16 protein-coding genes are annotated in these 21833 nt (G+C 56.9%); 11 read left to right on the forward strand and 5 right to left on the reverse strand.

The window, feature by feature from the left end; all coding sequences use genetic code 11:
* Positions 1–15 precede the first annotated feature (15 nt).
* The 7 genes from greA to QQM41_RS01250 all read left to right on the forward strand — a co-directional run bounded on the left by greA (position 16) and on the right by QQM41_RS01250 (position 8098).
* Positions 16–489 carry a transcription elongation factor GreA gene (greA, locus tag QQM41_RS01220; protein WP_080986776.1) on the forward strand — a complete coding sequence of 158 codons (474 nt, stop codon included), beginning with the start codon at positions 16–18 and terminating at the stop codon, positions 487–489.
* Position 490: 1 nt separating this feature from the next.
* Positions 491–1687, forward strand: coding sequence for a threonine ammonia-lyase (locus QQM41_RS01225; protein WP_087651388.1), 1197 nt, complete (start codon positions 491–493; stop codon positions 1685–1687).
* A gap of 160 nt (positions 1688–1847) precedes the next feature.
* Positions 1848–3386, forward strand: coding sequence for a 2,3-bisphosphoglycerate-independent phosphoglycerate mutase (gene gpmI / locus QQM41_RS01230; RefSeq protein WP_339077512.1), 1539 nt, complete (start codon positions 1848–1850; stop codon positions 3384–3386).
* Positions 3387–4853 carry a peptidoglycan DD-metalloendopeptidase family protein gene (locus QQM41_RS01235; protein ID WP_339077513.1) on the forward strand — a complete coding sequence of 489 codons (1467 nt, stop codon included), beginning with the start codon at positions 3387–3389 and terminating at the stop codon, positions 4851–4853. It begins immediately after the preceding gene.
* A 178-nt stretch (positions 4854–5031) separates the two neighbouring features.
* On the forward strand, positions 5032–6477 hold the full coding sequence (locus QQM41_RS01240; protein ID WP_339077514.1) for a S41 family peptidase: 1446 nt from the start codon (positions 5032–5034) through the stop codon (positions 6475–6477).
* A gap of 20 nt (positions 6478–6497) precedes the next feature.
* Positions 6498–7589 carry a divergent polysaccharide deacetylase family protein gene (locus QQM41_RS01245; RefSeq protein WP_050819586.1) on the forward strand — a complete coding sequence of 364 codons (1092 nt, stop codon included), beginning with the start codon at positions 6498–6500 and terminating at the stop codon, positions 7587–7589.
* The gene (locus tag QQM41_RS01250; protein ID WP_339077515.1) at positions 7586–8098 is read left to right on the forward strand and encodes an RNA pyrophosphohydrolase; all 513 of its coding nucleotides are present in this window, start codon (positions 7586–7588) and stop codon (positions 8096–8098) included. Before QQM41_RS01245 ends, QQM41_RS01250 begins: the two co-directional genes overlap by 4 nt.
* 75 nt (positions 8099–8173) lie before the next feature.
* Here the strand turns inward: QQM41_RS01250 and QQM41_RS01255 are convergent, their stop codons facing one another.
* From QQM41_RS01255 to QQM41_RS01275, 5 genes are all read right to left on the reverse strand, one after another.
* Positions 8174–9751, reverse strand: a complete 1578-nt coding sequence (locus QQM41_RS01255; protein ID WP_050819584.1) for a DHA2 family efflux MFS transporter permease subunit — start codon at positions 9749–9751, stop codon at positions 8174–8176.
* Positions 9748–10953 (reverse strand): HlyD family secretion protein, encoded by a 1206-nt coding sequence (locus QQM41_RS01260; RefSeq protein WP_339077516.1) that lies wholly within the window; start codon positions 10951–10953, stop codon positions 9748–9750. Before QQM41_RS01260 ends, QQM41_RS01255 begins: the two co-directional genes overlap by 4 nt.
* Before the next feature lie 172 nt (positions 10954–11125).
* Positions 11126–12919 (reverse strand): ABC transporter ATP-binding protein, encoded by a 1794-nt coding sequence (locus tag QQM41_RS01265; RefSeq protein ID WP_050819582.1) that lies wholly within the window; start codon positions 12917–12919, stop codon positions 11126–11128.
* A 57-nt stretch (positions 12920–12976) separates the two neighbouring features.
* On the reverse strand, positions 12977–14170 hold the full coding sequence (locus tag QQM41_RS01270; RefSeq protein ID WP_339077517.1) for a CCA tRNA nucleotidyltransferase: 1194 nt from the start codon (positions 14168–14170) through the stop codon (positions 12977–12979).
* Positions 14167–14772 (reverse strand): DUF1285 domain-containing protein, encoded by a 606-nt coding sequence (locus QQM41_RS01275; protein ID WP_339077518.1) that lies wholly within the window; start codon positions 14770–14772, stop codon positions 14167–14169. The genes QQM41_RS01270 and QQM41_RS01275 overlap by 4 nt, the downstream gene beginning before the upstream one ends.
* Positions 14773–14854: 82 nt before the next feature.
* Here QQM41_RS01275 and QQM41_RS01280 point away from each other — a divergent pair, with 82 nt between their 5' ends.
* From QQM41_RS01280 to QQM41_RS01295, 4 genes are read left to right on the forward strand one after another with little or no spacing between them, the layout of a single operon-like run.
* The gene (locus QQM41_RS01280; RefSeq protein WP_339077519.1) at positions 14855–15892 is read left to right on the forward strand and encodes a MoxR family ATPase; all 1038 of its coding nucleotides are present in this window, start codon (positions 14855–14857) and stop codon (positions 15890–15892) included.
* Between the two features lie 5 nt (positions 15893–15897).
* Positions 15898–16881 carry a DUF58 domain-containing protein gene (locus QQM41_RS01285; RefSeq protein WP_339077520.1) on the forward strand — a complete coding sequence of 328 codons (984 nt, stop codon included), beginning with the start codon at positions 15898–15900 and terminating at the stop codon, positions 16879–16881.
* Positions 16878–19673, forward strand: coding sequence for a DUF4159 domain-containing protein (locus QQM41_RS01290; protein ID WP_339077521.1), 2796 nt, complete (start codon positions 16878–16880; stop codon positions 19671–19673). Before QQM41_RS01285 ends, QQM41_RS01290 begins: the two co-directional genes overlap by 4 nt.
* Complete coding sequence (locus QQM41_RS01295; protein ID WP_339077522.1) at positions 19670–21814, forward strand: VWA domain-containing protein; 2145 nt, start codon at positions 19670–19672, stop codon at positions 21812–21814. Before QQM41_RS01290 ends, QQM41_RS01295 begins: the two co-directional genes overlap by 4 nt.
* Positions 21815–21833: the final 19 nt, after the last annotated feature.

Consider the following 21833-nt stretch of genomic DNA (forward strand, 5'->3'; position numbering starts at 1 on the left):
GTCTGGGGATGCGTCTTGCAGAAAACTCCAATGACGGGCAAGGGCCTGCTGCAGCTAGAAGATGAGCTGCGCAAGCTGAAATCAGAAGAACGTCCGGCAGTTATCCGCGCCATTGCGGAAGCCCGTAGCCACGGCGATCTTTCTGAAAATGCGGAATATCACGCAGCTCGGGAACGACAGTCCTTTATTGAAGGCCGTATTCTGGAGCTGGAAGAACTTATTTCCACTGCAGAAGTTATTGATCCCACAACCCTTTCTGGCAAGCAGGTCAAGTTCGGGGCCACTGTGTGCCTTGTGGACGAAGATACGGACAAGGAAATTACGTACCAGATTGTTGGCCTGCATGAAGCAGACATCAAACAACACCGCATTTCCATTTCCTCCCCACTTGCCAAGGCGCTGATTGGCAAGGAAGAAGGCGATACCGTTTCTGTGCCCGCACCGGGCGGAGATCGGACTTACGAAATCCTTTCCGTCAAATTCATCTAATATGATCACGTTTGAGGATGTCACAGCCGCGGCAGATCGTATCCGTGGCAATGTGATCCGCACGCCCACCATTGCATCCCACGCGCTTTCCAAAGCAACCGGGGCTGATATTACCCTTAAGCTTGAAAATCTTCAGGCTGTCGGGTCGTTCAAGGAGCGTGGTGCCGCCAACAAACTGGCACTGCTTTCCCCCGAAGAGCGCAGCCGTGGTGTCATTGCCGTATCTGCTGGCAACCATGCGCAGGGTGTGGCCCGCCATGCCAGCCTGCTGGGTATTGATGCCGTTATTGTCATGCCCAAGTTTACGCCGGCAGGCAAAGTGGTGCGCACCCGCAACTGGGGGGCACGTGTTATTCTGGAAGGCGAAAGCTTTGCAGAAGCCCTGATGTTTGCAGAAGACCTGCAAGCGCGTGAAGGCCGCACCTTTATCCACCCGTATGATGACCCCGCAGTGATGGCGGGCCAAGGCACCTGCGCGCTGGAGCTTTTTCAGGATGCCGGACCGCTGGATGCGCTGGTGGTGCCTATTGGTGGTGGTGGCCTGCTTTCTGGCTGCGCCGTGGCGGCCCGCGCCATGCGCCCGGATATCAAGCTGATTGGCGTGCAGGTGGAAAAATATGATTCCCTTTGCGCCTTCCCCGGCCCTGCTACGCACCCCAATGGTGGCGCCACCATTGCAGAAGGTATTGCCGTTCTGCAAATTGGCCGCCAGACGGATGAAGTTATCCGCAAGCTGGTTGACCAGGTTCTGGTTGTTTCTGAATCCGCCATTGAAAACGCCATTACTCTGCTGGCTGAAGGCGCCAAGCAGGTTAGTGAAGGCGCAGGCGCTGCCGGGCTTGCTGCCCTGCTGACCTACCCGGATATGTTCCGCGGTAAAAAGGTTGCCCTGCCTGTTTCTGGCGGAAACATTGATAGCCGTATTCTGGCCAACACCCTGCTGCGCGCCATGTTGCGTGATGGCCGCATTTTGCGCCTGATTATGGAAATTCCAGATCGCCCCGGTGTTCTGGCCGATATTTCCAAAAGCATTGGGGAAGCTGGCGGCAATATTATTGAAGTTTCGCACCAGCGCCTGTTTGCTGCCCCTTCCGTGCAGGCAGCGCAGTTGGAAGTGATGATAGAAGCGCGAGACCCAGAACACGCTGCCCTTATCACGCAGGAACTGGGTAAATCCTACATTGTGCGCCGCGCCTGAAAACTTTTAGGTGTTAAGGCTTTTACAAGGGGCAGCTCCAGTATTGGGGCTGCCCTTTGTGTTTGGGCATATGGGCACCTGCTGCACTTGCCCTCTTTGTCTTCATGCAATTTGGTGGCATTATTCACGCATAAACAAAAAACATAAAAAGGCTTAACCTATGACCTCCACATCGCACCCACAGAAAAGACCAGTCATGCTTGTCATCCTTGATGGGTTTGGATGGCGAGAGGATCAGTCAGACAACGCGGTGCAGATTGCCCGCACCCCCAATTTTGACAAGCTGTGGCAGAACAGCCCGCACAGCTTTGTGCGCACCAGTGGTGAAGATGTAGGCCTGCCTGAAGGGCAAATGGGCAATTCCGAAGTTGGGCATCTGAACATTGGTGCTGGCCGTGTGGTGATGCAGGAACTGCCGCGCATTTTCACCGCCATTCGGGATGGCAGCCTTGCCCGTAACCCGGTGATGGAAAACTTTATTGCCACGCTGAAAAAAAGCGGCGGCACCTGCCACCTGATGGGCCTTGTTTCTCCCGGTGGTGTGCATTCCCATCAGGATCATGCTGTCGCACTTGCGCGCATTGTTGCCCAAGCTGGTGTGCCAGTGGCCTTCCACCTGTTTACAGATGGGCGCGATACGGCCCCACGCTCCGCACAGGAGTTTTTGGAAAAACTGCGCGCTGATCTACCTTCTTCCGTAAAACTCGCCACCATTTCCGGCCGTTACTACGCCATGGACCGCGACAAACGGTGGGACCGGGTAGAAAAAGCCTACAACGCCATTGTCAGCGCAGAAGGCCCAAAAGCTGCCACCCCAGAAGATGTGGTAAGCAACGCCTATCAGGCCGATATTTCGGATGAGTTCATCATCCCCACCGTGCTGGAAGGCTATACCGGCATGAAGGATGGAGATGGCATTCTCTCCATCAACTTCCGCGCAGACCGCATCCGCCAGTTGATGGATGCCCTGCTGGAGCCTGATTTTGACGGCTTTGCACGCGGCAAGGTTGTGCAGTTTGCCGCCGCTGTGGCCATGACACATTACAGCGATACGCTTTCCAAACGCATGTCCATTCTGTTCCCGCCAGAGGAACTGACAAACCTGTTGGGGGAAGTTGTCTCCCGCGCAGGCCTCAAGCAGATCCGTATGGCGGAAACGGAAAAATACCCGCACGTCACCTACTTCATGAACGGTGGGCGCGAAATGCTGTTTGAAGGGGAAGATCGTATTCTGGTACCATCCCCCAAAGTGGCCACCTATGATCTTCAGCCGGAAATGTCTGCCCCGGAACTGACGGGCAAAGCCGTAGCGGCCATTAAAAGTGGTGAATACGACTTGCTTGTTCTCAACTTTGCCAACCCGGATATGGTCGGCCATACTGGCAAGCTAGATGCTGCCGTAAAGGCCGTGGAAGCTGTGGATACCGGTTTGGGCCGCATTGCGCAGGCCATAGCAGAACAACATGGCGCGCTGCTGGTAACGGCAGATCATGGTAACTGCGAAACCATGAAAGACCCCAAAACCGGCGGCCCGCATACATCACACACGCTTAACCTTGTGCCCTTTATTGCCTATGGCTCGGGCGCATCTGCCCTGCGCGATGGCGGCAGGCTGGCAGATATTGCCCCCACGCTGCTGGCTCTTCTCAACCTACCAAAACCTGCGGAAATGACGGGTTCTTCCCTGCTTGAACGCTGAATGAAACGTATCCGGCCTTTTTCTTCCCCTGTCTGCCCTTCTTCCCACTGGGGAAAACTGGCCGGATATACGGCGCTTCTGGTTGCTGCCCCTGCTTTGCTGGCGGGCTACCCAGCAATGCCCTTACAGGCTGCAACCACACATCATAAAAAAGCAGCCACGGCACATCATGCCATACAAACTGCGGCCAAACCCCCTGCGCGGGAAAGCAAAGCCCGCAGCACACATGCGCGCAAAAGCAAAACGGCCGCAGAACCTTCCGTTATGTCCGATCGTTCAGTGCGCGAAGCACAGGCTGCCGTAAATGCGGCCCATGCACAGCATGAGGCCATGGAGCAGGAAAAAGCGCGCCAAGCTGCCGCAGTTGCGCAATCTCGCAGCCAGAATGAGGCAGCTCAGGCCGCAGCGGCAGAAGCCAAAAACCGTGCGCTTGCACTTTCTGCTGCAACAGTAAGTGCTACATCGCAACTTCAAAGCACAGAACAACAAATTGCTGATCTGCAAGATCAGATTTCGGATGTGAAAAAGGAGCAGGCATCTCTTCAGGCAGCCTTGGTGCAGGATGCGCATGCGCTTGCCCCTATTCTGCCTTTGGCAGAACGTCTTTCCCTTTATCCATCAGATACCTTGCTGGCTGCCCCCATGCCGCAGGGTGATGCCATTACCGGCTTTTTGGTTTTGCGCGGGCTTTCCCGGCAGATGGAGCAGGAAGCCGAAGGCATGCGCGCCCGTCAGGCTCGGCTGGCTGCATTAAATACCACGCTTACAAACAAGCTGGCTGAATTAAACCAGCTTGAGCAAACCCAAAGCCACCAGCGCGATACCGTGCGCCAACAAGCTGCCCTTGCGCGGGAAGCACAAAAACAGGCGTCTGCCACTGCCGTGAACACCACGCATCAGCTACAGGCCGCCACACAACGCGCGGCCAGTTTGCAGGATGCTGTTTCCAAACTGGATGCCCTTCAGGCACAGGCCGAATCTGCCCTGCAAAAGGAAATAGCTGCCGCAGAACGTGCGCATGAGGCCGCGCGGGCAGAAGCTGCACGACGCAAAATGGCCGCTATGGTAAAAATACAGGGGCCGGGGCTGGCAGAGCATCCCTCTGCCGGGTCTGGCCTGCGGCCCGTTGCGGGCACGCTTATTTCCACTTGGGGGTCTGCCACCGAATCTGGTCCCGCTACGGGTATGACGTATCGCACCCCCCCCGGCGCCAGCGTGCGCGCGCCCTGTGCTGGCACTGTGGATTTTGCAGCCCCGTTCCGCACCTATGGGCAAATGCTTATTCTGAATTGCGGCCGCCATTACCGCTTTATCATGGCGGGCCTGAGCGGACTGGCCGTAGATATGGGCCAGAGTTTGACAAAGGGCGCACCTATAGGACAGATGGGCAGTTCCGGAGGCTCTGGCACACTGTTCATTCAGTTGCGCCATGGGCAGAAAACCATCAATCCCGCGCCGTTTCTGTAATGGCAGAAAACACGCTGGCACTTTGCCAAGCAGGAGCACAAAGGTTACTCTGCCCAATCAACGCCAGAACATCTGGTTATGCGCGTAAAACCTTGGCCACACCCCTATTGTGCTGGCTGAAAAGACAGGAAGAACACGCAAGGGCCACATACAGCCCTGCGACAGGAGAGACGATCGCATGAAGTTCCGCACAGGTCTGATGTTCGGCGCCACTGCCTTAACCGGCCTTGCCCTGGCTTTTCATCCGGGCCACTTTTCTGGCTCTGCCCTTGTAGCTTCCCCCGCGCAGGCTGCCACTGCGCCAGATGCCACACCCACCACAAACCACGCTGAAACATACCGGCTTCTCACACTGTTTGGCACGGTTATGGACATGATCCGCCAACAGTATGTGGAGCCTGTTTCAGACCGTGATCTGATTACAAATGCGCTGAATGGCATGTTGAGCGGGCTGGACCCGCACAGCTCCTACATGACGCAAAAACAGTATGATGACATGATGGTGCAGATGAAGGGCGAGTTCGGCGGCCTTGGTCTGGAACTTCAGCAGCAGGATGGGCATATCCGCGTTTTATCCCCCATTGATGGCACACCGGGTTTTCGGGCTGGCATCAAGCCGGGTGATTACATTATTGCCGTAGATGGCCACCCGATTGACGGCACCCCGCTGGACGAAGCCGTGAAGAAAATGCGCGGCAAGGCCAACACCAAAATTACCCTGACACTGGTGCGCGAAAAAACACCCAAGCCAATTGTGGTGACGCTAACGCGTGAAGTGATTCATATCGATGTGGTCAAATCCGCGCTGTATGACCGGGTGGGGTATATCCGCGTGGCACAGTTTAACGAAACCACGGAAAAAGAACTGCTGAAGGCTTATAACAGCCTTAAACAGCAGGCTGGTGGCAAGCTGGCCGGGCTGGTGCTGGATCTGCGGAATGATCCGGGCGGCCTGCTGGATCAGGCTGTGGATGTTTCTTCCAACTTCATTCGCTCGGGTGAGATTGTTTCCACCCGCTCACGCAACCCCAAAGATAGCCAGCGTTGGGATGCCCACGGCACCGACATTACTGATGGCCTGCCGCTGGTAGTGCTGATTAACGGTGGTTCCGCTTCTGCTTCCGAAATTGTTTCCGGCGCGTTGCAGGATCATCACCGGGCAGTGCTGGTTGGCACACGTTCCTTCGGTAAGGGGTCTGTGCAGTCCATTATCCCCATTCCGGGTAACGGTGCCGTGCGGCTAACCACCGCGCGTTACTATACACCTTCTGGCCGCTCCATTCAGGCGCTGGGCATCACGCCCGATATTGTGGTGAAGGAAACGCGGGAAGACCCGGCCTTCAGCCTGCGCGAAGCTGATCTGGAACATATTCTGAAAAATCAGGGTGGCAACCAGACCAAAGCACAACCGCGCACAGATCTGCCTGCCATTGCCAAGGATATTCCAAACGAACCGCCAGCAAACTGGCCAGAGTTTGAATACGACAAGCCCGCAACAGACTTCCAGCTTCAGGAAGGCCTGCGCATTGTGCGCTTTATGGCTGGCCTGCCTTCTCCTGATCCGGCTGCATCTCTGCCACCTGCCAAGCAACCCGCCAAAACGGATAGTGCAACGCACCACTAAGGGCGAGAAAGGGAAAGGCCATGCACACTCCATCGCTCTGGCAGCAACTGCCCTCTAACGGGCGCGCCTTTATCCGCTTTTGGGGCGGGTGCGCCACAGCCGCTGTGGCGCTTGCCATTGGGTTACAGGTTATGGGGCCGCCCGGCCTTTCCATTGAGGGGCAGGATATTGATGTTTCGGCAGATTCTGCTGCCAAACAATCCTCCCCCGCGCAGCGCACCACCATTCCGGGGCCGCAGGCTGATCTGCTGGAAAGCAAGAATGGGCCGGGGGGCTTTCCCCTCCCCAAAGTGGGTGCGCATGATCGCACACCCAAAAAGGTTTATGCCGCCCCTGCGGTGGATGTGCCGCCCGGCACCCCCATGGTGGCATTGCTGATTGATGGCATAGACCAGACAGATGACCTGACAACCGAAGCCATAAACTCCCTGCCCGGCCCGGTTTCTCTGGGCATTTCACCTTATGCCGCCAACCCTGAAGAATTGATGAACGCCGCACGCCAGCACAGGCATGAAACGCTGCTTTCTCTCCCCATTCAGGATAACGCCACCAAGAACACAGATGCCGGCCCCAAGGCACTTGGGTTGTTGCTTTCACCCCAGCAGAACATGGATAATCTGAACTGGGCGCTTTCTCATCTGGCGGGCTATGTGGGTGTTACCAACGCCTTTGCAGGCCAGAATGGTGGCAGTTTCCCGCAATCTGAAAGCTTTAAATCTCTGGTAAAGGCCATAGACCAACGTGGTCTGCTGTATCTGGATGCCACACCCGGCACACAAACCGAAGGGGCTAGCAGCACCGCCACTGCTGATGTGGTGGTGAACACGGATACGGATATTGTCAACATTGATATCCAGTTGCTGAAACTCCAGCAAATGGCACGGCAGAACGGGCGCGCCATTGGCATTTTGGGGCCATTGCGGCCTGTGGCCATGGCCTGCCTGCGTGCGTGGTTACCGCACCTCAAAGACATGGGCATTGCGTTGGTGCCAGTCAGCCAGATTGTTCTGCCGCCAGATATGTCTGCTTACGGCCCAGCCGCCGCAGATGGCAGCATGCATGTGAACCTTTCCAACCCACGTGTGCAGCAGCAAGGCCAGCCGCAACAATGACAGACGCAAGCTCTCCGTCCCTTCCGTATCGCCCTAATGTGGGGGCCATGATCTTTCATGCTGATGGACGCATTTTTATTGCCCGGCGCACGGATATGCCCGGCGCTGGCGGCCCATTGAGCGAAGGCACATGGCAATGTCCCCAAGGCGGCATTGATGCCGGAGAAGACCCCCAAAAAGCCGTACTGCGCGAAGTGGCAGAAGAAATTGGCACAGATAAAGTGCGTATTCTGGCCGAACATCCAGAATGGATTACGTATGATCTGCCCCAGCACCTTATAGGCCGTGCATTGGGTGGGAAGTATCGGGGCCAGACACAAAAATGGTTTGCCTTGGCTTTTGAGGGCACAGATGCCGATATCCAGCTGGATGCCCAAACCCCAGCAGAATTTGACGCATGGCAATGGATAGACCTTGCCACCCTACCGCAGCAGAATGTCGGGTTTAAAAAACCGATTTATGAACGCTTGGTGCAGGATTTTGCACAGTTTGCAAAACCCCGCGCATAAACATAACGCACAATAAAAAAGCGCCCTGACCAACCATAGTCAGGGAGCTTTTTTATTGGCTTTTTGCTGCGCTTTTTAGTGTGCGCCAGTCGTTTTGCCGCTGCCTGTAATGGCAGAAAACAGGAAGCAGAACGGCACGCACAGAAACGAGCCGATACCCAAGATCATAAACACTTCGTTGTAAGAAAGCATGGCCACCTGCCGGGTAAATTCCTGAAACAGGGTATGCTGGGCAATAGCCTGTGCGGCACCAGGGGCGTATCCGTGGGCTGTGGCAACACCTTTGGCCTGTGCCAGATAATCATTATACGGCTGATGGTACGGCGTCATCCACTGCACCATGTAGGACTGATGCGCCTGCCGCCGCTCTGTAAGCAGTGCCGTAGCACCAGAAATAGCCAAAGACCCCAACACGTTACGCGCCATACTGAACAGCGCCGAGGCATCTGCATTCAGCTTTTCGGGAATGGTGGAATACGCAATGGTAGAAAGCGGCACAAACAGAAAGGCCAAACAGGCTGTCTGGCTCATGCGGAACAGCATGAGGTGGTGGAAGTCCAGCAATGGCAGCAAATGGGCAGACCAGAACAGAGCGATGCCCATAAGCCCAAAACCCAGTGCAATCACATTGCGCACAGGCATGAGCGTCATCAACTTACCCACAATCGGGATCAGGAAGATAACGGCAATCCCGCCCGGAGAAAGCAGCAAACCGGAAATTGTGGCCGTGTACCCCATAACCTGCTGGGCAAACTGCGGAACAATAATGGCAGACGCATAAAGCAGCGCGCCCATTGCCCCCATAAGTGCTGTGCCCACCGCAAAGTTGCGGTCCTTGAACACGCGCAAATCCACCGCCGGGTTTTTGGCATGCAGCAGCCACAAAATGGCACCACCAATGCCCAGAAACGCCAGAACGCCCATAATGCGAATGAAGGTGGAGCCAAACCAGTCTGCATCCTCACCACGGTCCACCATCACTTCAAGGCTGGCAAAACCAATGGTAATCAGGCTGATGCCAATGGCATCTACCGGGGCTTTCTGTTTACGCGCCCACGGTGGATCTTCCACCAGCGCCATCACACCAACGGTTGTAAGAAACCCGAATGGCACGTTGATGAAGAAAATCCAGCGCCATGAAAAGTTATCGGTAATCCACCCACCCAGCGTTGGGCCAATAACCGGCCCCACAACCGCTGCAATGGCGGTAAGGCCAAACGCTGCGGCACGCTTTTCGGGCGGGAAGCTATCCAGAATAATGGATTGCTGATTGGGCTGAAGCCCTCCGCCAAAAAAGCCCTGCATCAGACGAAAAATAACCAGTTCTGCAAGACTGGTAGCCGTACCACACAAAAACGATGATACGGTGAACATAACAATACAGATAAGAAAGTAGTTTTTGCGGCCAAAAACCTTACCGAGCCAACCAGAAATTGTCAGCACAATCCCGTTGGCTACCAGATAGGCCGTGAGTGTCCACGTCGCATCATCATACGTGCTGGATAGGCTCCCTGCGATATGCGGCAGGGAGACGTTCACGATGGTTGTATCCAGAATTTCCATGAACGCCGCCATGGTAACAACAAAGGCGACAGTCCATGGGTTATGCTTCGGCTTCCACCCGCCGGGGGCTACTTCGGCCTGTGTGCTCATTGCGCAGCCGGGGCCGGAGTTGCAGGTTCTGCCCCATCACGCGGCGGGGCATCAGAATGGCCTTCTGTATCAACATGCACAGTAGGCACTACGGACATACCAAGTGCCAGCGGCTGGTTGGGGTCCAGACCATCATCAATCAGGATTTTAACAGGCACACGCTGCACGATTTTTACGTAGTTGCCTGTTGCGTTTTCTGGTGGGAAGGCACTGAACTGCGCGCCCGTGCCTTTTTGCAATGAATCAATATGCCCATGCACCTTGAGGGATGGATAGGCATCAACCTTGATATCCACCTTCTGGCCGGGCTTCATGCGGGTAATCTGGGTTTCCTTGTAGTTGGCCACCACCCACACTTCTGGCTCTACAATGGACAGTATATTCTGCCCCTGCTGCACGTAATTGCCCTGCTCCAGATTACGCTGAGAAATCCAGCCATCATGCGGGGCACGAATTTCTGTCCATTCCAGATTCAGGTTTGCTGTTTCCAGCCGGGCCTGCGCGGTTTTAACCGCGGCCTCTTCCTGACTGATCTGGATGGCGGCGTTCTGAATATTGGGCTGCACGGGCATGGCCATCTGCACGGCACCCTGCGCGGCTATCACGCGGGCCTTGGCGGCATCCAACGCCGCGCGGGCGGAATCTATATCCTGCTGCGAAGTTGCTGCACGTTCCACCACATGCTGGCGGCGGAAATCTGTTTGCGCCTTAAATTCCTGCGCCTTGGCGGCTTCTAGCTGACCTTTTGCCTGCAACAGCTTACCGGGAAACTCCAGCATGGCCACCATGTGCATCATGTCACTGGCATTTTTGGAGGCCTGCGCACTTTCAACCTGTGCGGCTGCCTGATCTCGCGCTGCTTTCCAGTCTCGGGGGTCTATGCGGGCCAAAAGCTGGCCTTTGCGTACAAACTGGTTATCGTTCACCAGCAGTTCCGTCACATACCCACTCACATGCGGTGCAATGGTAATGGCACGCCCTGCGGTAAAGGCGTCATCCGTTTCCACTTCATTGCGAGTCATAAACCAGTACACACCGGCACCTACAGCCAGTACGGCAATAACCCCAGTGAGAATAATCTTGCGGCGGGGATTTTCTTTTTTCTTTTCTTCTGGCTTGGCTGGTGCGCCGGTATTTGCGGAAGACTGGTCGTTGTGGTCGTCTGTCATACTGTTCCCTGCCATCTCAAACGCACGGCGCATACCCTGCTTTTTCGGTCACTCTTTCTCTGACCGAACTGGTCGGTCAGAGTTGTGGCATGTTCACAGGCAGGCATCAAGTCGCACATGGTATTCAGCACATATGCAACCTGGGTTTTTAATGTTTTGCTGTAAAAAAGACGCAGTTTAACACGTCTGATCTGCTGCGCGGGCCTTAGCGTTCCAGCCCCTGCGTTCTGACCAGACGCGCATACAGGCCATTTTGCGCCATGAGTTCATCATGGTTTCCGCATTCCACGGCATGCCCTTCCTGCATCACCACCACCAGATCAGCCGAACGCACGGTAGAAAGACGATGAGCCACAACAAGCGTGGTGCGCCCCTGGCGCAAGGTTGCCAAGGCATCCTGCACGGCGGCTTCATTCTCACTATCCAGCGCGCTTGTGGCCTCATCCAGCAGCAGAAGGCGCGGGTTGCGCAGCAGCGCGCGCGCCAAGGCCACACGCTGCCTTTGGCCGCCAGAAAGGCGCTGCCCACCCGGCCCCACTATGGTTTCATACCCTGCGGGCAAGGCCAGAATAAACTTCTCAGCCGCTGCGGCCTTGGCTGCGGCCTGCACTTCTTCTTCCGTAGCTGTGGGGCGGCCTATCAGAATATTGTCGCGCACAGAAAGATCAAACAACAAAGGGTCTTGGCTAACATAGGCAATGGCATCTCGCAGACTGGCCAGCGTGAGATCACGCAAGTCCTGCCCATCCAGCAAAATGCGGCCAGATGTTACATCATGCAGACGCGGCACCAGAGAAAGTGCGGTGGACTTACCTGCCCCGGATGGCCCCACCAAAGCGACAGTAAAGCCGGGCTTAGCCTCAAAATTCAAGCCAGAAAGGCCAACCCGCCCATCTGGGTAAACAAAACCTACGTTTTCAAAAACCAGATCACCCTGCCCGGCGCAAAGAGGCACAGCATTCGGGCTATCGGCCACGGCGGGTTTTTCATCAATAATTTCAAAAATGCGCACAAGGCCGGCCAAACCTTCCTGCAAGGCAGCATTCAAGGCCCCCAATGCACGCAGAGGGCGCGCCGCCAGCAACAAAGCCGCCACAAAGCCGGAAAAATCTCCCAGCGTGGCGCCACCCATAGCCGCACGCCACCCTGCAAAACCCAATACGGCCGCCACGGCTGAGCCACCCAGTGCTTCCAGCAAGGGGTCAACACGTGCACGTCCCCTTGTAATGCGCAACATGGCCTGATGCAGATGATCAAAAGAAATAGCAGCGCGCTCTTCCTCTCGCTGTTCAAGCCGATACACACGTACGGTGCGTGCCTGACTGAAGCTTTCCGTTAGAAATGCGGCTGTTTCCCCAATCCGTTCCTGCATGCCGCCAGAAGCGCGACGCACACGCTTGCCCAGTTTTTGAATAGGCACTGCGGCAATAGGGTAAAGCAGCCCGGCAATCAGGCTAAGTTCCCAATCCATGTAGAACATGGAGGCAATCAGCCCCACCACGGTCACAACATCACCCAGCGAGTTCACGGCCCGGATCATGGCTTCACGGATGGAAACGGCATCCGTGGTAAAGCGGGCTGCCAGCTTGGCCGGAGCCTCGCGCTCTACATCGGTAATATCTGCCTGCACCAGATGCGCGAACATCTCGCTTTGCAAACCACGAATAACCTTGAGCACCAACCCTTGAGACGCCAGCGTTTGCGCGTATTGGGAAATGGATTTGGCAACCGTAATCAGCACCACCAGCAACGGCACCTGATACAGAATGCGGGAATCGTGGCTAGAAAACATATCCAGCGCGCGCTGGATAACCAGCGGATACAGCGCCGTAAGCCCGGCGGTTAACACCGTAAGCAGCACAACAGCCGTAAGGTTACCGGGATAATGGCGCACCTGCTCCCGCCATAACCTCCTCAGAAGCACGCGGGTATCATCCGGCAACAAATCGCGGGATGAACGGGACGAACGGGTAGAGGAAGCAGATGCTTGTGACGTCATGCGCTCTTCTCTAACAGCCTCCCACCCTTTCACGTAAGAGGCTGGCGCATGGTTTTATTATGGCAACACTTTCACCTGCCTTAACGCATGGGCCAAACAGGCTTGTTTATCCGCCGTGCACCCACCCTGTTGCCACCAGTTGCGCACATCTTTCAGCACCTGCCCAACATGCGGCCCCGGCTGGCAACCTGCCTCCAGCAGATCTCGCCCTGCTAGGGGGAACACAGGTATTTCAAGCTGCGCCAAACGTTGCCGCAGTTCTGTGCCCAAAACATCAGGATGCCGCGCCTGATACAGCCAACTGCGTGCGGCCAAAATATCTGGCGAGGTATCTGCCAATAAGTGGCGTAATTGCGCATCAGACATATCGGGCAAAGGCACGGGCTCAGCCTGCATGCCCTTCAGACGCGCGGCTTCAGCGCGAGAGAATTTAAGGCGGCGCGCCAGATCCGCACTTTTTTCTGGCACCAAAGCTGCCAACCGCAGCAGGGCATCTGCTGGCGGATGACACGCCATTAACTGCGCAAACAAAGGCACATTCGTACCTTCTGGCAGCAGAACAGGCAAAATATCGGCCTGCTGCATCAGATACACAACTTCCAGCACCTTCGGCCCAGCCAGAATACGCTTGAGTTCAGACCATATACGCTCAACAGACAGGCCGTTCAGCAATTCTGCCTGTACGGTAATGGCGTGCATGGCCTGTGTATCTGCCTGCCCACGCCCATAGCGCCCCCAGAAGCGAAAAAAACGCAAAATACGCAGGGCATCTTCCTGTATCCGCAGCGTGGCATCGCCTACAAAGCGCACAGTTCCATCTGCCAGATCATGCTGGCCGCCAAAATAATCGTGCACAGTGCCCGTGCTGTCACAGGACATGGCGTTGATTGTAAAATCACGGCGCGCGGCATCTTCCTGCCAATTGTCTGTCCAGCACACCACGGCGTGGCGTCCGTCTGTTTCCACATCTCGCCGCAGGGTTGTGATTTCATAGGGCGCGGAATCGATCACCGCCGTGACCGTGCCATGCGCCAGCCCTGTGGGCACAACTGTCATACCCTGCGCCTTCAGGCGCTGCATGACCTCCTCGGGCGGTTGAGGCACTGCCAGATCAACATCCGCAATGGGACGCTCCACCATCAGGTCACGCACCACACCACCGACAAGACGCGCTTCAGGCAGCACGGCCCATATCTGCTCCAGCGCGTGCAGGCGCGCAGGCTCCAAGCGGTCCAATAAAGTTGGGGTCATGCGTCGCAATCTGTGCCGGATGTTTGCTTGGCCAGCGGAAAAAAGCAGCCGCAGCTCCAAACGCCCATGCAGGGAATACCCTGGCACATGCCCGGCTCTGCCAAAGCTGCCAGTTCGTACCACACCGGGCGAGATAAACGCGCCTCTAGCGGAAAGTGCCGGTTATCGCCTTCCCGCAGCCGAATGTAAGGGGGGCAGCTCTCCGGGCAGGCTTCTGGTGGCATGTTCCAATCTGTCCGAATCGGGTGCTCCGGCCCGGCCACCACCACTTCATCCATATTGGTACGAAAACACAGGCGCTGCATTTTGCCACAGCCCGTCCAATCCAGCTCTACCGCCAGAAAAGGTACGTCTTCCACCTCAATATACCCGGTCTCAAAAGGGGAGCGCAGCAGGTATGCCCCTTTTTCATCCCGCGTGAGCATGGAGCCAAACATGCACAGCATGGCCTTACGCTTTATGGGCGTGCCCCGATAAAGCCACACACCATCACGCCGCACCAGAAAAGGCAGATATCCCAAGTCATGCCTTTTTCTTTCCGGGCTTTCCTGATGCCCCGAACAGGCAAGACTGTCGCCACTCACTGCGTGTTCGCCTTTCACTGGCCTATCATCCTGTAATACGTGTCCATACCGTCATCCTGATGATATAGGGATGATACCCCGCTTGATGTAAGCCCCGTATGTGCTTCACACTGGAACCATGACCGCATCAGACGCATCGCAGCCCGCGCAACAGCCCTCCTCTCCTCCCGAAGTGCGGGAGGCAGACCGTATCTGCGAACGGCTGCAAGCCGTGCAGCAGGAAACCTCTCGCATTGTTTTTGGCCAAAAACAGGTTATCCGCCAAACACTTGCCACCATTCTGGCTGGTGGGCACACGCTTTTGGTGGGCGCACCCGGTTTGGGCAAGACATTGCTGGTCACAACTTTGGGAACAGTGCTGGGGCTTGATTCGCGCCGCGTGCAGTTTACGCCAGACCTTATGCCCTCCGACATTACGGGCAGTGAAATTCTGGATGAAGATGCATCTGGCCATCGCAGCTTCCGCTTTGTGCCCGGCCCCGTGTTTTGCCAACTGCTGATGGCGGATGAAATTAACCGCGCCAGCCCGCGCACGCAGTCTGCCCTGTTGCAGGCCATGCAGGAACACCGCGTAAGCGTGGCCGGAACGGAATACCCCTTGCCGCGCCCCTTCCATGTTCTGGCCACCCAGAACCCTATGGAGCAGGAAGGCACCTACCCGCTGCCAGAAGCGCAGCTTGACCGCTTTATGCTGCAAATCTCGCTCTCCTTCCCCGATGAAGCAGCGGAACGGCAGATGCTGCTGGCCACCACTGGCGCACAAACAGAACAGCCTCAAACCCTGATGGACGCTGCAAGCCTGCTGGAAGCACAGGCACTGGTGCGCCGCATTCCGGTGGGTGAAAAAGTGCTGGATGCCATCCTCAATCTGGTACGCAACGCCCGGCCAGAAACCACGCAGGATGCCACCTTGCGTGAACAGATTGCATGGGGCCCCGGCCCACGTGCTGCCCAAACGCTTATGCTGGCCACCCGCGCGCGTGCTTTGCTGGATGGCAGGCTTTCCCCCAGTCTGGATGATGTTGCGGCACTGGCACAGCCTGTTCTGGCCCACCGTATGGCGCTGACTTTTGCCGCCCGTGCTGAAGGTGTGCAGATTCAGGATGTAATCTCTCGCCTTCTGCAACAGCTGGGTTAAAGCCATTGCGCGGCCCATCTTTTCTTACCGCCGCATTCCGCCGCAATAGGGCTGGCACCACACAGGCACCGCATTTTGCCACGCAGGCAGATGCGTTTGTTGCCATCGGGCAACCTGCTGCCCTTACCCAACAGGCGCAGGCTTTGGCGGCACGCATGCCCGATCTGATTGTGCAGGCCAACCGCACAGCCGCCACGCTAGCCGCCGGGCAGCACCCGCAACAACGTGCGGGATGGGGCGATACCTTCTGGCAATATCGCCCGGCCCAACCGGGGGAACCTGCCGCGCACATAGACTGGCGACAATCTGCCCGCAGCACCCACGCCTATGTGCGCGAAACAGAAGCCGAAAGCGCGCAAACCATTCTGTTATGGTGTGATCTTTCAGGTTCCATGAACTGGCAATCCCGCGCCAACATTCCCACCAAGTTGGAAAGCGCCATCCTGCTTACGCTAGCAATGGCCGCAGCCCTTGCCCGTGGAGGAGAGCGCATTCGCCTGCTTTCCTCCTCCGGCATGGTGCATTTGCCTTCTGGTGGCAGCCTGCTGGAACGTCTGGCATTGGCTTTGGTGTTTCAGGCATCCACACCGCAAAAAAATGCCCTACCCGCCGCAGCCGCATTACCGCGCCACGCGCATTTGCTGCTGGCCAGTGATCTGCTGTGCGAAACAGACGCCCTGCGTGGGCTGCTCCATCAATGCGCGGCCCGTGGTGTGCGTACGCATGTGCTGCATATTGCAGACCCTGCCGAACTTTCACTCCCCTATGAAGGGCGTGTTGAATTTACGGGGCTGGAAGGCGAACCGCCCATAGAGCTGCCCCATGTGCAAACATTGCGTGCAGATTACACCCATCTGGCATCAGCACGCAGCGGCCAGATTGAACAAATGGCCGTAAGCCTTGGGCATGATTATCTTTGCCATGTAACAGATACCCCAGCCACACCTACACTGTTGGCCCTGCATAATCTGATGGGCCGCCGGGTATGATATTTCTGGCTCCCCTTGCCCTGCTGGGGCTTCTTACGCTGCCACTGGTGTGGTGGCTTGTGCGTGCAACACCGCCGCGCCCACGCCAACAGGCATTTCCGCCCGTAAAACTGCTGGCCAGCCTGAAACCACGCCAGACCGAAGCCGCACGCTCTCCGCTCTGGTTGCTGCTGTTGCGCCTTTTGGCCGTTACCTTGTTGGTGCTTGGCCTCGCCCGGCCTGTGCTGCCGGGGCATAATGCCGCCCAGCAAGGCTCTGGCCCGGTGCTGCTTGTTATAGATAACGGTATGTTCAGCGCCGCAGACTGGAACGAACGGCTAGCTGCTGCACAAAACCTTCTGGATGATGCCGAGCGCGCCAAACGCCCTGTGCTGTTGCTGACAACCGCACCAGAAGCAGAAACAGCGGTTGCAGAAAACCTCGCCCCTCTGCCTGTTGCACAGGTGCGGCAGCACTTGAACGCGCTGCGGCCCGAACCTTGGCAAGTGGATCGATCAGCTTCCGCTCATACACTGGAACATCTGACAGCACAGACATTTGGCAGCGTTCTGTATCTGGCGGATGGCATAGCCACCCCCGGCGATAATGCCTTTACGCACGCACTGCAAAGTTTAGGCCATGTGCGCGAAGTGCGCTTTCCACACCAAAATGCTGTGGCTTTGGTGCCAATGGCCGATAAAGGCAGTAACGTCATGGCCCGCTTGGTGGCAATGCCAACGGCGGCTCCACGCGCCTTTAACGTTGTTGCACACACGCAAGATGGTGGCACGCTGGCTGTTGTGCCCGTAACCCTGCCCGCACAATCCGCCTATGCCGATATTTCGGTAAACCTGCCAGCAGCCGTGCGTAACCGTATAGACACACTTACACTTGCGGGCACGGCCAGTGCTGCCACCACGGTGCTGATGGATGAAAGCAGCCGCCTGCATCCGGTCGGCCTTCTGGCTTCTGGTGGCGCAGATACACCTTTGGTGGGGTCTTTGTTCTATCTGCGCCGCGCCCTTGCACCTTCTGCCGAATTGCATGAAGGCACGCCAGCAGCTCTTTTAAGCCGCCCACTTTCTGTTTTAATCGCGCCAGATGGCACGTTGGCAGACCCGGAAACACGGGAAAAAGTGCGCGAATGGGTGAAAAATGGCGGCACGCTTATCCGCTTTGCTGGCCCAGCCCTTGCTGGCGCCCAGCATGATGAAGCTGCTGAAACCGCAGAAAGCGAAAACACCCACCCACCTACGCAAGACCTGCTGCCCGTTGCCTTGCTGGATGGCGCACGCCAACTTGGCGGTTCCATGACATGGGGCACGCCACAAAAACTTGCCCAGTTTGATGCAACCTCTCCCTTTGCCGGGTTGGTGCCCCCCAATGATGTTACGGTCTCACGGCAGGTTCTGGCCCGTCCCTCCGCTACCCTGACCGAACATACATGGGCCCGGCTGGCAGATGGCACGCCACTGGTAACGCACACAACGTTGGGCAAGGGAGAGATTGTACTGTTCCATGTCAGCAGCACCACGGATTGGTCTAACCTGCCGCTTTCCGGGTTATTTGTCTCCATGCTGCAACGGCTGACAGACCATGCAAACGGCGTGAGCGTACCTGCGGATGATGCCATATTGCAGCCAGCCCTTACGCTTGATGGCGCAGGCGTTGCTGGCCCTCCACCACCATATGCTCGTGGCCTGAAAGCCTCTGCCTTTGCCACCACGGATGTATCCCCCGCGCACCCACCCGGCCTGTATGGCCCCGGTTCTGGCCGCCACGCCTTGAATGCAGCAGATCATATTGCCGCGCTGCATTCTGAAAGTGCTGTGGGGGTTATTACAGACCTCGCAGGCCAACAGCCGGATGTGCCGCTTGGGCGCTTCTGCCTTCTGGCTGCTCTTGTTCTGTTGTTGCTTGATGGTGCTTTGGCACTACTGATGCGTAAGGGATTTTTGGCTCCCAAACGCACCAACGTGGCCACCATGGTTATGGGGGGCATGCTGCTTGGTATGGCTGCTCCTGCCCATGCAGCAGATACACAGCCACCTGCCCCTGCACCGCAAGCTACGCCCTCCGTGCCCGGAGCGGCACTTGAAACACGTCTGGCCTATGTTTTAACGGGGCATGCAGATGTAGATGAGGCCTCCCGCCAAGGGCTTCAGGGACTGGCAGATTTCACCAATGCCCGCACATCTGCCGTGCTGGGCCACCCCGATGGCGTGCACCCCGAAACGGATGATCTGGCGTATTACCCATTGCTATACTGGCCCATTACGCCAGATGCCCATGCCTCCCCCGCCATGATAGCCGCACTCAACCGCTTTATGGCGCATGGTGGTATTTTGCTGATTGATACCCAAGGGCAGGACACACCAGACAGCACCTCAGATGATGCCAGCTTTGCCGGCGATGCCCCGGGCACACGCGCCGCCCTGCGCCGTGCCACAACAGGGCTGACAGTGCCACCACTTGTGACCATGAATGACCATCACCTGCTGGCACATACCTTTTACCTGCTGCATGATTTTCCGGGCCGCTATGCTGGCCAGCCCATATGGGTGGCGCGTGAAGGTGATGCGGGGAATGATGAAGTCAGCCCCATCATTATCGGCTCGGCAGATTGGGCACATGCGTGGGCGGTTGATCCATCTGGCAACACGCCCTTTGCGGTTATTCCCGGTGGGGCGGAGCAGCGTGTGCTGGCCTATCGCTTTGGGCTGAATATTGTCATTTACGCGCTTACCGGCAGCTACAAGGCGGACCAGGTACACGTGCCCATGCTTCTGAAACGGCTGGAAGACCGGCCATGATGAACAGTTTGATGCAATCTATCGGTTTTGCGCCACTGCTGCCTTTATGGCTGCTGGCTCTGCTTGGCATTGCGGGCGTGCTTCTTTGTGCGTGGAGCCTGTATAACGGCGCGCGCGGGGCCTTGTTACGTCTGGCCGCACTTGCCTCACTTCTGTTCTGGCTGGCGGGCCCGCAGCACCTGCGCGAAAGCTGGCATAGCCTGCCCCAAACCGCCCTGATGCTGGTAGATCAATCTCCCTCCATGTCTATCGGGCAGCGGGCGGCTATTGCCCGGCAGGCTGCGGATGCATTGGCGCATATGCAGGTGGATGGGCTGAATATCCGCACCATTACAGTGCGCCAGAACGGGCACGATGGCACACGCCTGTTTGAAGCATTAGATCAGGCCGCAGCAGATATCCCGCCCGATCAGCTTGCTGGGGCCATGATGGTTACAGACGGTCAGGTAGCTGATGTTCCGGCCAACCTGCCTGATCGCCTGCGCCCGCGCACCGCTACGGGGGAACAAACCACCCTGCCCCTGCATGTGGTGCTGACTGCCAAAGGTGAGGAAACAGACCGTAAGCTCCAGATACTGGAAGCACCGCCCTACGCTATTGCCGGACAACCTGCACATTTGCGCGTATTGGCCGAAGATTCCGGCCCCAACACGCACGCTGGCACGCCAGCAGAACTGACCCTGCGTGTAAATGGGGAAGAACCTGTGGTTATTCCTGTTGTTACAGGCACGCCGCAGGATATCAGTATTCCCGTTGCCCGACCGGGGCAGATGCTCATCAGTCTTTCGGTTTCTCCTTTAGAGGGGGAAGTCTCACAACTGAATAATCAGAGCATCACCCATATTATGGGCATTCGGGACAGGCTGCGGGTTTTGCTGATTTCAGGCACACCCAACCAAGGGGAACGTGTCTGGCGTAGGCTGCTGAAAGCCGACCCTGCGGTGGATCTCATTCACTTCACCATTTTGCGCCCACCAGAAAAAGATGATGGCACGCCGCTATCTGATCTGGCTTTGATTGCTTTTCCCGTAAAGGAACTGTTTCAGGACAAGATCAACCAGTTTGACCTGATTATTCTGGATGGTTTTGAAAACCGTAGTATTCTGCCACACAGCTATTTGGAAAACATTGCCAATTTTGTGCGCCGTGGTGGCGGATTGTTGCTAACAGCCGGGCCGGAGTTTGTAGGCTCCGGATCACTTCAGGAAACCCCTGTGGGCGATGTGCTGCCCGCACATGTACCACTGGAAACTGGTATGGTGGAACACCAGTTCCGCCCCCGGTTAACGGCTCAGGGCCGCCAACACCCTGTAACGGCGGCTCTCTCTGGCGCGCCAGATGCAAATGTGCCGGATAGCACAACAACCGTTGCCGGTGCATGGGGCCCATGGTACCGCGCCCTCAAGCCAGACAGCACACATGGTGAAGTGCTGATGAGCGGGCCAGATGCCGCCCCCCTGCTGGTGTTGGACCGGGTGGATCAGGGCCGTGTGGCCCTCCTGCTTTCTGACCAGATCTGGCTTTGGTCTCGCGGGGAAGGTGGCGGCGGACCGCAGGCGGAATTGCTGCGCCGGATTTCCCATTGGCTCATGAAAGAGCCAGAGCTGGAAGAAGAACAACTGGCCGCCAGCATTACCGACAACGTGTTAACCGTAACACGCCACAGCATCAGCACCGAAGCCACACCACCTGATGTAACCGTTACGGCACCTTCGGGCACACATACAACGCTACACCTGCATGCCGCCCCGCAGGATGGCAGCCAAACGGCAACCTTGCCTGCAAACGAAACAGGCATTTGGCAGATAACGGATGGTGCGCACACCGCCTACGCAGCCCCTGTGCAAAGCGATATCCGTGAAATGACGGATTTACGGGCCACGGCCACCAAGCTGGCACCTATGGCGCAACAATCGGGCGGAGGGGTGTTCTGGCTGGGTGCGCCGGGGCATCTGGCCATACCAACCATTCGGATGGCAGAATCTACCACTCTGCACGGCGCAGATTGGCTGGCCTTTCCGCAGCGTGGTGCCCATATTGTTACGGGTAAAAGCGCAGAGCCGTTATTGCCAACATGGAGCATGCTGCTGCTATCCTTCACCTTCCTTTTTGCTGGATGGTGGCGTGAAGGCCGGAATTGATACCAGCAGGGAAAGAGTG

Origin of the sequence: Acetobacter sp. AC2005, assembly GCF_037901235.1 — a bacterium.
In the GTDB taxonomy this organism is placed as follows: Bacteria; Pseudomonadota; Alphaproteobacteria; order Acetobacterales; family Acetobacteraceae; genus Acetobacter; species Acetobacter oryzoeni.

Bases quoted from the DNA above. Each gene is read 5' to 3' on its own strand.
- QQM41_RS01255 (WP_050819584.1), bottom strand. From the start codon at position 9,751: ATGAGCACACAGGCCGAAGTAGCCCCCGGCGGGTGGAAGCCGAAGCAT.
- QQM41_RS01270 (WP_339077517.1), bottom strand. From the start codon at position 14,170: ATGACCCCAACTTTATTGGACCGCTTGGAGCCTGCGCGCCTGCACGCG.
- QQM41_RS01260 (WP_339077516.1), bottom strand. From the start codon at position 10,953: ATGCGCCGTGCGTTTGAGATGGCAGGGAACAGTATGACAGACGACCAC.
- QQM41_RS01290 (WP_339077521.1), top strand. From the start codon at position 16,878: ATGATATTTCTGGCTCCCCTTGCCCTGCTGGGGCTTCTTACGCTGCCA.
- QQM41_RS01245 (WP_050819586.1), top strand. From the start codon at position 6,498: ATGCACACTCCATCGCTCTGGCAGCAACTGCCCTCTAACGGGCGCGCC.
- QQM41_RS01265 (WP_050819582.1), bottom strand. From the start codon at position 12,919: ATGACGTCACAAGCATCTGCTTCCTCTACCCGTTCGTCCCGTTCATCC.
- QQM41_RS01225 (WP_087651388.1), top strand. From the start codon at position 491: ATGATCACGTTTGAGGATGTCACAGCCGCGGCAGATCGTATCCGTGGC.
- QQM41_RS01240 (WP_339077514.1), top strand. From the start codon at position 5,032: ATGAAGTTCCGCACAGGTCTGATGTTCGGCGCCACTGCCTTAACCGGC.
- gpmI (WP_339077512.1), top strand. From the start codon at position 1,848: ATGACCTCCACATCGCACCCACAGAAAAGACCAGTCATGCTTGTCATC.
- QQM41_RS01295 (WP_339077522.1), top strand. From the start codon at position 19,670: ATGATGAACAGTTTGATGCAATCTATCGGTTTTGCGCCACTGCTGCCT.
- QQM41_RS01235 (WP_339077513.1), top strand. From the start codon at position 3,387: ATGAAACGTATCCGGCCTTTTTCTTCCCCTGTCTGCCCTTCTTCCCAC.
- QQM41_RS01250 (WP_339077515.1), top strand. From the start codon at position 7,586: ATGACAGACGCAAGCTCTCCGTCCCTTCCGTATCGCCCTAATGTGGGG.